General features: G+C 69.4%; 11 protein-coding genes and 1 pseudogene. 4 read left to right on the forward strand and 8 right to left on the reverse strand.

The window, feature by feature from the left end; translation table 11 throughout:
• Both ACFWP5_RS30890 and ACFWP5_RS30895 read right to left on the reverse strand, forming a co-directional pair.
• Window positions 1-988: pseudogene (locus ACFWP5_RS30890) on the reverse strand (hypothetical protein); the annotation flags it as partial.
• Window positions 989-1221: 233 nt separating this feature from the next.
• Entirely contained in the window at window positions 1222-1473 is a 252-nt protein-coding gene (locus ACFWP5_RS30895; protein ID WP_384163730.1) for a helix-turn-helix domain-containing protein, read from the reverse strand.
• A 32-nt stretch (window positions 1474-1505) separates the two neighbouring features.
• Between ACFWP5_RS30895 and map the strand changes: the two genes are divergently transcribed.
• Together map and ACFWP5_RS30905 are read left to right on the forward strand one after the other, a co-directional pair.
• Window positions 1506-2273 (forward strand): type I methionyl aminopeptidase, encoded by a 768-nt coding sequence (gene map / locus ACFWP5_RS30900; RefSeq protein ID WP_384163733.1) that lies wholly within the window; start codon window positions 1506-1508, stop codon window positions 2271-2273.
• A gap of 112 nt (window positions 2274-2385) precedes the next feature.
• A complete protein-coding gene (locus ACFWP5_RS30905; protein ID WP_384163736.1) occupies window positions 2386-4974 on the forward strand; it encodes an ATP-dependent Clp protease ATP-binding subunit in 2589 nt (862 codons plus the stop codon).
• A gap of 4 nt (window positions 4975-4978) precedes the next feature.
• Here ACFWP5_RS30905 and ggt read toward each other — a convergent pair whose 3' ends face one another.
• Window positions 4979-6790, reverse strand: a complete 1812-nt coding sequence (gene ggt / locus ACFWP5_RS30910; protein ID WP_384163739.1) for a gamma-glutamyltransferase — start codon at window positions 6788-6790, stop codon at window positions 4979-4981.
• A 142-nt stretch (window positions 6791-6932) separates the two neighbouring features.
• Between ggt and ACFWP5_RS30915 the strand changes: the two genes are divergently transcribed.
• Window positions 6933-7688 (forward strand): hypothetical protein, encoded by a 756-nt coding sequence (locus ACFWP5_RS30915; RefSeq protein WP_384163742.1) that lies wholly within the window; start codon window positions 6933-6935, stop codon window positions 7686-7688.
• Window positions 7689-7804: 116 nt separating this feature from the next.
• The gene (locus tag ACFWP5_RS30920) at window positions 7805-9373 is read left to right on the forward strand and encodes a CocE/NonD family hydrolase (protein WP_384163745.1); all 1569 of its coding nucleotides are present in this window, start codon (window positions 7805-7807) and stop codon (window positions 9371-9373) included.
• Between the two features lie 38 nt (window positions 9374-9411).
• Here the strand turns inward: ACFWP5_RS30920 and ACFWP5_RS30925 are convergent, their stop codons facing one another.
• From ACFWP5_RS30925 to ACFWP5_RS30945, 5 genes are all read right to left on the reverse strand, one after another.
• Window positions 9412-10269, reverse strand: coding sequence for an amino acid ABC transporter permease (locus ACFWP5_RS30925; protein WP_384163748.1), 858 nt, complete (start codon window positions 10267-10269; stop codon window positions 9412-9414).
• Window positions 10266-10910, reverse strand: a complete 645-nt coding sequence (locus ACFWP5_RS30930) for an amino acid ABC transporter permease (protein ID WP_384163751.1) — start codon at window positions 10908-10910, stop codon at window positions 10266-10268. The genes ACFWP5_RS30925 and ACFWP5_RS30930 overlap by 4 nt, the downstream gene beginning before the upstream one ends.
• A gap of 11 nt (window positions 10911-10921) precedes the next feature.
• Window positions 10922-11833, reverse strand: coding sequence for a glutamate ABC transporter substrate-binding protein (locus tag ACFWP5_RS30935; RefSeq protein ID WP_384163754.1), 912 nt, complete (start codon window positions 11831-11833; stop codon window positions 10922-10924).
• Between the two features lie 17 nt (window positions 11834-11850).
• Window positions 11851-12594, reverse strand: a complete 744-nt coding sequence (locus tag ACFWP5_RS30940; protein ID WP_384163757.1) for an amino acid ABC transporter ATP-binding protein — start codon at window positions 12592-12594, stop codon at window positions 11851-11853.
• 112 nt (window positions 12595-12706) lie between these two features.
• Entirely contained in the window at window positions 12707-13114 is a 408-nt protein-coding gene (locus ACFWP5_RS30945; protein ID WP_384163760.1) for a DUF6278 family protein, read from the reverse strand.
• Window positions 13115-13249: the final 135 nt, after the last annotated feature.

The following is a 13249-nucleotide window of genomic DNA, read 5'->3' on the forward strand; positions in this document are numbered from 1 at the left end:
GTACGGCGGCTGCGGCGCCCGCGGCCGGGGTGGTGGCGGCGTCGTCCTCGGCCAGGCCGGCGAAGCGGGCGCTGCCTCGGCGGCGCTTGCGCTGCTTGGGGGTGGGGGCGGCGGCCTCGGCCTGGTCGGGGGACTCGGTCTCGGGGGTGGTGGCGTCGGGGCCGGCGAGGTCGTCCCACGTGGGGTCCGGGTTGCCGTAGCCGGGGTTCGCGCGCTCGAATTCCTCGTAGCCGCGACGGGCGTCCGGGGTCCTGCCGTCCTGGTACGTCCCGTCGGCGCCGCCGGGACTGCCGTATCCGCCCCCGCCCCCGCCCTGCGGTCCGGTGACGGGCATCTGCTCGGCGTCGCGCTGGCGGGGCAGTCGGTGCGGGGCCTGGTTCCGGTCGTACCCGGAGGTGCTCTGGTCCTGGAACGTGTCGTCGACGCGGAACACGTTGCCGTGCCGGTCGCGGTGGATGGCCTGAGTGCCCTGGATGTGGGCGTAGTTGTCCAACCGCTCGATGCGGGCGCGGAGTTCGGTGCAGCGGGCGGTGGCGCGTTCGTGGTCGTCGTGGGCCCAGGCGAGGTCGAGACGGAGGGCGTCGGCCTCTTCCTGGGTGGTGGCGGAGTTGAGCAACCGCCCCAGTTCCGCCTGCCGTTCGGCCGCGTACTTCTGCTCACGGAGCATCACGTCGAGCCGGTCGCTCAGGGCGTCCCGGCTGCCGGGACGGGCGTCGAACGCGGCGAGCGCCGCCGCGTGCAGGGCGCGGGCCCGCTCCTTCTCCTGGCTCGCGACGCCGTGGCCGTACTCCGCCGCGAGGTCCTGGAGGAGGGCCTCCACCACGTCCCAGGGCGGTACTTCACGCCCGCCGAGACACGCTTGCATGCCATCGGGATCGCGCTGCCAGAACACCCCGCACCAGCCGCCGCCCTGGTCCAGGCGCGCCAGGAGTCCGTCGAGATAGTTCGCGAACTCCCGCACCTGTCCGGGGAGTTGATCCACAGCCATGCCCCAACTCCCGCCAGACCGGAATGCTCTGATCCGTAGAAAACACCATTTGTGTTACGACGCGGCTACGGAAGCTTTTCGAGCCGGGCGCAGAGATCTCGGAGCCTACGCCTCCCGACTGTGCGCCCGCCGGTTCATGCCGGATCCGGCGGCAACCCCGGCCCGATCAGCGTCACCGGCCGGGCGAGGGCATCAGCCGCCGTGCCGTCCGGGATGCCGTCCCACTCTCGGTTTCAGGCCGCCAACGGCACGCACCTGACCACGAGTTCGTCCATGGACAACCCGAGCGCCTCCGCGAGGGCGGAGACAGTGAAGAAGGCCGGCGTCGGTGCCCGGCCCGTCTCGATCTTGCGGAGGGTTTCCGCCGAGATGCCCGCGTTCGCCGCCACGTCCGTCATGCTGCGGCCACCACGGGCCTCACGGAGCAGCCGGCCGAGCCGTTCGCCGCGTTCGCGCTCTTCGGGGGTGAGAGGGGTGCGTACCATGCCGTCATTCTAATACCGGTATAGTAATTGGCATGGTGGAACTGAAGACGGACACGTCTGTCGATGCGATGTACGAGGCGGGCCAGGTCGTGGCCCGCGCCCTCACGGCCGTGCGGGAGGCCGCCGACGTGGGCGTGTCCCTGCTGGAACTGGACGAGTTGGCGCACGACGTGCTGCGCGCGGCGGGCGCGACCTCACCCTTCCTCGGCTACCGCCCCGCCTTCGCGCCCACCCCGTTCCCCGCGGTCATCTGCGCCTCCGTGAACGACGCGGTCGTGCACGGCATCCCGGACGGCTACCGCCTGCGCGACGCCGACCTGGTCTCGATCGACTTCGGAGCCAAACTGGGCGGCTGGGCCGGCGACTCCGCCATCAGCTTCATCGTCGGCGAGCCGCGCCCCGCCGACGTCCGCCTGATCGACACCGCCGAGCGCGCCCTCACGGCAGGCATCACGGCAGCCGTCATGGGCAACCGCATCGGCGACATCGCCCACGCGATCGGCACGGTGTGCCGCACGGCCGGCTACGGCATCCTCGAGGGCTTCGGCGGCCACGGCATCGGCCGCCAGATGCACGAGGACCCCGGAGTCCCGAACGAGGGCCGCCCCGGCCGAGGCCTCCCCCTCCGCCACGGCATGGTCATCGCGATCGAACCGATGCTGATCGCGGGCGGCCGGGACGACTTCCACGCGGCGAAGGACGGCTGGACGCTGCGTACCAACGACGGGTCGCGCGCGGCCCACGTGGAACACACGGTGGCGATCACGGAGGACGGTCCCAGGATTCTTACGGCACGCTGAGCGCCCCTTCAGGGGCGCGGGGAACTGCGCGACCAGCCACAACGCACCCGCAGCCGCAATTCAACCCAAACCTGCACATGCCCCACGCAGTGGCCCGTGCCATGGTGGATTGATGACCAGCGGCTACACAGACCCGGAAGACGACCCCATCGGCGAGTTCCTGGCCCGGTTCTTCGGCGGAGCCGCTCGCGGAGCCCCCGGCGGTGCCGCCCGCCCCGGCCCACGGCACATAGACATAGGCCGCCTACTGAGCCAGCCGGCCAGGGAACTAGTCCGCGGCGCCGCCCAGTACGCCGCCGAACACGGCAGCCACGACCTCGACACCCAGCACCTACTCCGCGCCGCCCTGTCCGCGGAGCCAACCCGCGGCCTCCTCACCCGCGCCGGCGCCGACCCCGACTCCCTCGCCGCAGAGATCGACGAGCGCTCGGGCCCGGTCCAGCACCCCGAGGGCGAACTCCCACCGCCCACGTCCCTCTCCCTCACCCCGGCCGTCAAACGCGCCCTCCTGGACGCGCACGACCTGGCCAGGGCGGGCGGCACCGGATACATCGGCCCCGAACACGTCCTCGGCGCGCTGGCCGCGAACCCGGACTCCGCCGCAGGGCACATCCTGAACGCGGCCCGCTACGCCCCCACGGGCCTGCCGCCAGAGGCGCCGGACGGCACCCAGACCCGTACCGACCAGCCCCGCCCCACCGGCACCCCCACGCTCGACAAGTACAGCCGCGATCTCACCGACCTGGCCCGCCACGGCCGTATCGACCCGGTGATCGGCCGCGACGAGGAGATCGAGCAGACCATCGAGGTACTGTCCCGGCGCGGCAAGAACAACCCGGTGCTGATCGGCGACGCGGGCGTCGGCAAGACAGCGATCGTGGAGGGGCTCGCGCAGCGCATCACGGACGGCGACGTCCCGGACGTGCTGGTCGGGCGGCGGGTGGTCGCCCTCGACCTGACGGGTGTGGTCGCGGGCACCCGTTTCCGGGGCGACTTCGAGGAGCGGCTGACGAACATCGTCGGCGAGATCCGCGCGCACTCGGACGAACTGATCGTGTTCATCGACGAGTTGCACACCGTGGTCGGCGCGGGCGGTGGCGGCGAGGGCGGTTCGATGGACGCCGGCAACATCCTCAAACCCGCCCTGGCACGCGGCGAGTTGCACATCGTGGGTGCTACGACGCTGGAGGAGTACCGCCGGATCGAGAAGGACGCGGCGCTGGCCCGCAGGTTCCAGCCGATCCTGGTGCCCGAGCCGTCGGTCGCGGACGCGATCGAGATCCTGCGCGGGCTGCGCGACCGCTACGAGGCGCACCACCAAGTCCGGTACACCGACGAGGCGTTGGTGGCGGCCGTGGAGCTGTCGGACCGCTATCTCACCGATCGCCGACTCCCCGACAAGGCGATCGACCTGATCGACCAGGCGGGCGCGCGGGTACGGCTGCGGGCGCGTACGAAGGGCACGGACGTACGGGCCCTGGAGCGCGAGATGGAGCAGCTCGCTCGGGACAAGGACCAGGCCGCCGCCGACGAGGACTACGAGAAGGCGACGCAACTCCGGGACCGGATCGCCGAGTTGAAGGTGCGGCTGGCAGAGGCCGATGGCGGGGACCAGGGCGACGAGGGGCAGAACCTGGAGGTCACCGGTGAGGCGATCGCCGAGGTGGTGTCACGGCAGACAGGCATCCCGGTGAGCAGTCTCACGGCGGAGGAGAAGGACCGGCTGCTCGGTCTGGAGGAGCATCTGCACCGGCGGGTCGTCGGCCAGCACGAGGCGGTCCGGGTCGTGTCGGACGCGGTGCTGCGTTCCCGCGCCGGGCTGGCGAGCCCGGACCGGCCGATCGGCAGCTTCCTCTTCCTGGGCCCAACTGGCGTCGGCAAGACGGAGTTGGCCCGGGCGCTCGCCGAGGCGCTGTTCGGCAGCGAGGACCGGATGGTGCGCCTGGACATGAGCGAGTACCAGGAACGGCACACGGTCAGCCGTCTCGTCGGCGCCCCGCCCGGCTACGTCGGCCACGAGGAGGCCGGTCAGCTGACCGAGGTCGTACGCCGACACCCCTACTCGCTGCTCCTCCTCGACGAGGTCGAGAAGGCTCACCCGGACGTCTTCAACATTCTGCTCCAGGTCCTGGACGACGGCCGGTTGACCGACGCGCAGGGGCGCACGGTCGACTTCACCAACACGGTGATCGTGATGACGAGCAACCTCGGCTCCGAGGCGATCACCCGGCGCGGCGCCGGCATCGGCTTCGGCCCGGGCGGCGCCGACGCGGACGAGGAGGCGCGGCGCGAGCAGATCCTGCGCCCGCTGCGCGAGCACTTCCGCCCCGAGTTCCTCAACCGCATCGACGAGATCGTCGTCTTCCGCCAGCTCACCGCCGAGCAACTCCGCCTGATCACCGACCTGTTGCTGGAGCGCACCCGCCGTCTCCTGCACGCGCAGGGCATTACGGTCGCGTTCACGGACCCGGCCGTCGACTGGCTCTCCCGCCAGGGCTACCAGCCCGAGTACGGCGCCCGTCCGCTGCGCCGCACCATCCAGCGCGAGGTCGACAACCAGCTCTCCCGGCTGCTCCTCGACGGCCGGATCGCGGAGGGCGGCCAGGTGACGGTGGACGTGGCGGACGGGCGGCTCGCGTTCCGCACGGAAGGGACCGAAGGCACCGGAGAGCCTTCCACGGAGCCGCCCTACCCCAACTGACCGGTTACGGCGCCGGGTTGACGACCATCGCCGACCCGCCACCCCGCCGTACCTTCTCGGCGGCGGCCAGCCACTCCCCGTTCGGCAGCCGTTGTACGCCCGTCGCCGCGCCGATCTCCGGATTCAGGGTGAAGGAGTGCCCGATGGCTTGTAGCTGGGTCTTCAAGTCGCTGTTGTAGAGGGCGGGTTCGAGTTCCGTGGTGGCCGCGTTGCGCTGGCTGGCGCGTGGTGCGGCGATCGCGTCGACGAGTGGCAGCCCGCGGTCGAGGAACTCGGTGAGGGTCTGCAGCACGGTCGTGATGATGGTCGCGCCACCGGGTGAACCGAGCGCCACGACCGGCTTGTTGCGCTGGTCGAGGACGATCGTCGGCGAGATCGACGAGCGCGGGCGCTTGCCCGGGCCGGGCAGGTTCGGGTCGTGGACGGCCGGGTTGGCCGGGGTGAAGGAGAAGTCGGTCAGCTCGTTGTTGAGCAGGAAACCGCGGCCGGGGACGGTCATCGCGCTGCCGCCGGTCTGCTCGATGGTGAGCGTGTAGGAGACGACGTTGCCCCACTTGTCGGCGACGGTGAGGTGGGTGGTGTTCTCGCCCTCGTACGTCGTCGGGGCGGCCGTTCCCGCGGCGGTGCAGGCCGTCGGGTTGCGCGGGTCGGCGGGCGCCAGCGGGCTGGTGAGCACCGCGTCGTCCTTGATGAGGCAGGCGCGCGAGTCGGCGAACTTCTGCGACAGGAGGTCCTTCGTCGGTACGTCCTCGAAGGCGGGGTCGCCGACCCAGCGCCCCCGGTCCGCGAACGCGATCCGGCTGGCCTCGATGTAGTGGTGCAGGTACTGGACCTCGCTCGCCTTCGAAAGGTCCGTGTTCTCAAGGATGTTGAGGGCCTCGCCGACGGTCGTGCCACCGGAGGAGGAGGGCGCGATGGAGTAGACGCCGAGTCCGCGGTACGAGGTCTTCGTGGGCGCCTGGAGCTTGGCGCGGTACACGGCGAGGTCCTTGGCGGACAGCTTGCCCGGGCGGGCGTTCCAGCCGGAACTGGCGTCCACCTTGGGGGTGTTCACCGTGGCGAGGATGTCCTTGCCGAGGTCGCCGTGGTAGATCGTACCGATCCCCTTCTTGCCCAACTCCTTGTAGGTATTGGCGAGTTCGGGGTTCTTGAAGGTGGAGCCGACGACCGGCAGCGCGCCGCCCGGCAGGAACAGCTTGGCGGTGTCGGGGAAGTAGCGGAAGCGGGTCTCGTTGGACGCGGTCTGGCTGCGGAAGGTGTCGTCGACCGTGAAGCCGTCGCTCGCGATCCGCTCGGCGGGCTTGAGCACCGTGCCGAGCTTCTCACTGCCCCACTGGTCGAGCGCGGTCTGCCAGGTGGCGGGCGAGCCCGGGGTGCCGACGCTGAGCCCGCTGCTGACGGCGTCGGCGAAGGCGAGGGCCTTGCCGTTCTCGACGAAGAGGTTGGAGTCGGCGGTCAGCGGCGCGGTCTCGCGGCCGTCGATGGTGTGCACGGTACGGGACTTGGCGTCGTAGTAGACGAAGTAGCCGCCTCCGCCGATGCCGGAGGAGTAGGGCTCGGTGACGCCGAGCGCGGCGGCGGTGGCGACGGCCGCGTCGACCGCGTTGCCGCCCTTCTTCAGGACCTCGATCCCGGCGGCGGTGGCGTCCGCGTCGACGCTCGCGACCGCGCCGCCGTAGCCGACCGCCACCGGAACCTTCGCCGGGGTGGCGCTCGGTGTAGCGCTCGCCCCGGCGGGTGGGGCCGCCGCACCCACCGACACCATGGCGGCCGACACCGCCAGGACCGACAGTTTCCGTGTGACAGGGCGACGCATCCGTACCTCCAGTCAGGACCGTCCGCGCAGCGTAGCCACATTGCCATGACCCCAACAGACCACCTCGCGCCACTGTCACACGAGTGCCACACGTCGAACACCGGTACGTACCAGCCGCATCGGGCCGCTAACATGCGCGCCCATGAATGACGACGTGCGCAACATCGTTCTGGGCGTGGCCGCCGCCGGCATCAGCGCCGCGCTCGGCTGGCTCGCCCGCACCTATCTGTGGAAGCGCAAACTCCGGCGCAAGCAGTCGTTCTTCGGGCTGCCCGACAACTCCGAGTCGCTGCTCGTGGTGAACCGCGAGGCAGGCGGCGCCGAACTCTCGGTGATGCGGCACGACGTGTTCGCGCTCCTCGAACTCGCCGCCCTGATCAAGGACTGCAACGCGCACGCCCAGGTCGTCGCGCACGACGCGGCCCAGCAGAGCTTCGGCGAACGCACCGAGTTCTGTGTGGGCGGCCCGGCCTCCAACCGCCGTATGGCCGCGCATCTGGCGTCCCTGCTCCCCGGCATCCGCGTCAACGTCGACGCCGAACCGGGTCCGGATCGGGGAGCGTTCCAAATAGGCAGCGAACGCTACCGGCTTGAGCCCGGCAAGGGCGAGTACGTCCTCCTCGCCCGCCTCACCGCCGGCCAACTGGGCGGCGCACGACCGGTGTTCCTCTTCTGCGGCCAGCGCGCGATCACCAACCAGGCGGCGAGCCGCTATCTCGCCCGCAACCATGAGAAGTTGGCCCGCAAACACGGCGGCAACACCTTCGTCCTGTTGCTGAAGGTGGTCAACTCGCAGGCGTACGGCCCCGATGTGGTGGAGCTGGTCGCGGACGTCACTCGGGCCGCGGAGACCCCCCTGCCTGCACCGGCTCCTCGAAGTTCGCACCGCGCCTCCTGAGGTCGCACACACGTCAACAATCTTTACTGGCACGTAACTTACTGACGGGTTACCTAAGGTAGGGGGTCGCGGTTACCGTCGGGTCACTTTGCATTGACACGTGTGAGGAGTGACCCGTGCGAACCCATCGCCAGGCCCTGCGTACGACTGCCGCGGGCGCCGTCTCCGCGACCCTGATCGCCGGAGGCGTCCTCGGGCTCACCCCCACCGCGCACGCCGCCACGAACGGCGTCCGCTTCGTCGACATCACCGGCGACGGCGGTACGACGCTCAAGGCGAACGTCGTCACGCCCGCGGGCGCCGACGGCTCGCACGACTACCCCCTCCTCGTGCTGCCCACGAGCTGGGGTTTCCCTCAGGTCCAGTACCTGGCCCAGGCCGAGAAGCTCGCGAACTCCGGCTACGTCGTGGTGAGTTACAACGTCCGCGGCTTCTGGCAGTCCGGCGGCGGGATAGAGGTGGCGGGCCCACCCGACGTGGCCGACGCCTCCAAGGTGATCGACTGGGCGCTCGCCAACACCCCGTCCGACGCGGGGCACATCGGGATGGCGGGCGTGTCGTACGGCGCCGGCATCAGCCTGCTCGCGGCCGCACACGACAAGCGGATCAAGGCAGTTGCCTCGCTGAGCGGCTGGGCGGACCTGATCGACTCGATCTACTCGGGCCGTACCGAACACTCCCAGGCGACCGCCCTGCTGGACGGCGTGGGCCTTGTCACCGGCCGCCCGAGCGCGGAGACCAGCCAGGTCTTCAGGGACTTCTTCGCCTCCGACCTCTCCAAGGAACAGGAGATGATCAACTGGGGGAAGGAACGCTCCGCCGCGACCTATGTCGACCAGATCAACAAGAACGGCGCGGCGATCATGCTCGCCAACGCCTGGGGCGACACGATCTTCGCGCCCAATCAAATCGCCGACTTCTACGGCACGTTGACCGGACCCAAGCGCCTTGAGCTGCGCCCCGGCGACCACGCCACCGCCGAGCTGACCGGACTGTTCGGGCTGCCCAACGACGTGTGGACGGACACCGGGCGCTGGTTCGACCACTACCTCAAGGGCGCGGACAACGGGATCGACCGCGAGCAGCCCGTGGAGCTCAAGTCCCGTACCACAGGCGGCTACGAGGGCTATCCGGACTGGAAGTCGGTCGGCGCGACCCGGAAGAAGATCGACCTCGCGGGCACGACCACCATCCACACCAACGTCGGCTCGGGCGCGGACGGCGGGATCGTCTTCCTCTCCAGCATCCTCGACCAGGTCGCGCAAGTGCCGCCGGTCGCGGCGATCCCGCTGCTGCCGCGCCGCTGGGCCGCCGTATGGCAGTCGGCGAAGTACACGAGCGCCCAACAGGTGCGCGGCACCGTGAAGTTGCACACCACGGTCACGGACACCAAGGAGAGCGGCACCCTCGTCGCCTATCTCTACGACGTGGGCCCGCTCGGCCTCGGCAAGCTGGTCAGCAACGCGCCGTACACCTGGCACGGGCAGACGCCCGGCCAACCGTTCGGTGTGGACCTGGAGTTGTTCTCCACGGCCTACGACGTCCCGGCAGGGCATCGACTCGCCCTGGTCGTCGACACGGTCGACCCGCTCTACGTCGAGCACAACCCGACCGGCGCGCAGCTGACCTTCTCCTCGCCGGCGAACGACCCGTCGTACGTGTCGATCCCGCTGCGCGAGCAGTGATCTCCGGCTGCTGCCGGGCGGGCAGGTGCCCTCTCCAACTACTGCACCCGCGGCAGCAGCGTCCCTGGTTCGGCCGGGGCCACATCGACGGCCTCGGTCTTGGGACTGCGCTGCTCCCGGCGGGACACCCAACCGGCGAACCAGGAGAGCAGCATGCACATCCCGATGTAGATCGGCGAGATCACCATCACCACGGGGATGAACGGCAAATCGTAGTCGAGGTTCGACGCGATCAGCTTCCCGGCATGGAGAAACTCCTCATAGGTGATCAGATAGCCCAGCGAGGTGTCCTTCAGCGCGACCACCAACTGGCTGATGATGGCGGGCAGCATGGCCCGTACGGCCTGCGGTACGAGGACGTACGACATGACGTGGACCTTGCGCATGCCGAGCGCGAACGCGGCCTCCCGCTGGCCGCGTTCGACGCTGTTGACGCCGGAGCGGAACACCTCGGCGAGCACCGAGCCGTTGTAGAGGGTGAGGCCCGCGACCAGTGCGGGCAGCGGCTGCACCTTGAGCGCCACGAAGATGAAGAAGATCATCACCAGGACGGGCATGGCGCGGAAGAACTCCACGACGAGCGTGGACAGCCACCGCACGGGACGGTGGTCCGAGAGGCGTCCTACGGCGAGCAGGGTGCCAAGTGCCAGCGAGAGCACGGCCGCAAGACCGAAGGCCTTCAGCGTGTTGCCGAGGCCCCGCAGCAACAGTTCCTGAATTCCCTTGTACTCGAAGGGCATCCACTTCGTGTAGGTGAACTGGTCGGTGTCGAACAGGAGATAGAGGATCCAGCCGAGCAGCGCGAGGATGACGGCCGTGGACGCGATGCCGTAAAGGCGGTGCCGTTTGCGGGTCTTGGGTCCGGGAACGTCGTAGAGGGCGTTGGCGGTGGTCATCGGGCGACTCCCCACTTCCTCTCCAGCGCGTTGAACAGCGCGCTGATGGCGAGGGTGATGATCAGGTAGCCGACGGCGATCCAGACGAACGTCCAGACGATGTTGTAGCCGAGTTCGCTCAACGTCCGGTAGGTGCCGAGGAGTTCGGTGACGCTGAAGGCGCCCGCGATCGCCGAGTTCTTGGCGAGGGCGATGAGCGTGGAGCCGACCGGCGGGATCACCGAGCGGAACGCCTGCGGCAGGACGACAAGGCCGAGGCTCTGCCCGAAGGACATCCCGAGACTGCGGGCCGCCTCCCCCTGCCCTCTGGGCACGGTGTTGATGCCGGAGCGCAGCGCCTCGCAGATGAACGCCGAGGTGTAGCAGCCGAGCGCCAGCACCGCGAACACCTTGAAGGGCAGCACGAGTCCGAAGCGCGGCAGGCCGAGCAGCACCGCGAAGAACAGCAGGGTCAGCGGGGTGTTGCGCAGCACCGTGACCCACGCGGTGCCGAAGACCCGCAGCGAGCCGACCGGGGCGACCCGGAAGGAGGCCATGAGGAAGCCGAGGACGAGCGCCAACACCGAGGCGTAGACGGTCAGTTCGACGGTGCCGAGGAAGCCGTCGCCGAAGGTCGAGAAGTTGTCTGTCAGTACGTTCACGTCTGCCTCCCTCAGCTCGCCGGGTAGCGGTCGATCGCGGGCGGGGTGGGCGCGGGCACGCCGGACAGGCCGAGCGTCGCCTCGTACGCCTTCTTCCAGTCGCCGTTCTTCTCACGGGCCTCCAACGCGTCGTCGAGGGCGAACCGCAGGGCGTTGTCGCCGTGCGGGACTCCGATGCCGTACGGCTCCTTCGAGAAGGGCTTGCCGACGACCTTGAGCTGGTCGGGGACCTTCGCCGCGTAGCCGATGAGGATCGCGTCGTCGGTGGTGACGGCGTCGACCTGATAGCTGAGCAGGTTGTCGACACAGACCGAGTAGGTGTCGTAGGCGACGAGTTGGGCCTTGGGATAGTCGTCCTTGATGCGCTGGTACGGCGTGGAGCCGGCCGCCGAGCAGACGCGTTTGCCGGCGAGGTCCTGCGGGCCGTTGATGTCGTGCTCGTCGGTGCGCACGAGGAGCGACTGGCCGGCCAGGTAGTAGGGGCCGGCGAAGCCGACGAGTTTCTTGCGCATGTCGTTGATGGTGTAGGTGCCGACGTAGTAGTCGATCTGGCCGTTCTGCAGGGCGGTTTCGCGGTTGGCGGAGGCGATCGTCCGGAAGTGGATGGTCTTCGGGGCGAAGCCGAGGGAGGCCGACATCATCTTGGCGATCTCGATGTCGAAGCCGGAGTAGGAGCCCGCCGCCGGGTCCTTCTCGCCGAGGTAGGGCTGGTCCTCCTTGGCGCCGACGGTGAAGTGGCCACGCTTCTTGGCCCGCTTCCACGTTGTGGAAGCGGGGAGCTGAAAGCCTTGCGTCACTTGGTAGTTGGGGAGTTTCCCGGCGGCCGGCCCCTTGACGGGCGGGCTGCCCTCCTTGCCGCAGGCGCTCGCGCACAGCACGGCGAGCGCGGCCAGCGCGAGGGACACACGGGTGGTACGGAACATGGATCGCACTCCCCCGCTCAGTGCTTGAGGATCTTGGACAGGAAGTCCTTGGCCCGGTCGGTGCGCGGGTTGGTGAAGAACTCCTCGGGGGTGCGGTCCTCGATGACGCGGCCGTCGGCCATGAAGACGACGCGGTTGGCGGCGGAGCGGGCGAAGCCCATCTCGTGGGTGACGACGACCATCGTCATGCCGTCGTGGGCGAGTTGGCGCATGACCTCAAGGACTTCGTTGATCATCTCCGGGTCGAGGGCCGAGGTCGGCTCGTCGAAGAGGAGCGCCTTGGGTTCCATGGCGAGGGCGCGGGCGATGGCCACGCGCTGCTGCTGGCCGCCGGAGAGCTGCGCGGGGTACTTGGCCGCCTGGGAGGCGAGGCCCACGCGGTCCAGGAGCTCCAACGACCGCCGGTCGGCGTCCTCCCGCTTGCGCTTGCGGACTTTGACCTGGGCCAGCGAGACGTTCTGCAGGACCGTCTTGTGGGCGAACAGGTTGAAGGACTGGAAGACCATGCCGACTTCGGCGCGGAGCCTCGCGAGGGCCTTGCCCTCCTCGGGCAGCGGCTGCCCGTCGAGCTCGATCGTCCCGGACTCGATGGTCTCCAACCGGTTGATCGCCCGGCACAGCGTCGACTTTCCCGACCCCGACGGGCCGATGACCACGACCACCTCCCCCTTGCCGACGGTGAGGTTGATGTCCTGCAGGACATGCAGCTCCCCGTAGTACTTGTTGACGTCACGCAGTTCGATCAACGGATCGACGGCCATGCCCAGCCCTACTCACTCTCAGCTGTGTCGTGGTCGCCGCAAACTATCCACACAAGAGGGGAGTTAAGGCACGACACGCACTTTTCGGGCATTAGCCGTATTTAAGCCTCAGTTACTCCTCCGCGACCTCGGCGTACAGCTGCGAGAGCTCGGGCACACCGCTGGCGGCCCACTCGTGACCGGAGGCCACGACGTCGAACTCGCGCCCGGAGACGAGCCGTACGACGGGCTGGCCGTTCGGCCAGATCGCCCAGGCGGCGCCCGGCACCGTACGCACGATCACCGTCCCCAGATACAGACCGGCGTCGTTGCCGAGCCAGGACAAGGTCTCCTCGTCGTCCCGCCAGCGTGGCACCAGTTGGTCGAGCGCCTCCAACGAGCCCACGGAGTCGTCGAGTCGGACGCCCTCCCGGGCCGCGTGAGAACGGAGCAGTTCGCACTCGGACAGCGGTTCGGCGATGCCCTCGGGGTCATGCGCACCGCGCTTCTCGCCCCGGTTGCCCAGGAAAGGGATGTTCATACTCCCAGCGTGTCATTCGTACCGCCGTACGCACCACAGGGCGTCGCGAGTGGCGTGTCAGCCCCCGGCCCGGGAGGGGGAAAGCCCTTCTGCCGAGGGCGGGTTGGCCGGATGGTGGGCACGATGTCCGCTTCG

This window comes from Streptomyces sp. NPDC058469 (genome assembly GCF_042721125.1).
In the GTDB taxonomy this organism is placed as follows: domain Bacteria; phylum Actinomycetota; class Actinomycetes; order Streptomycetales; family Streptomycetaceae; genus Streptomyces.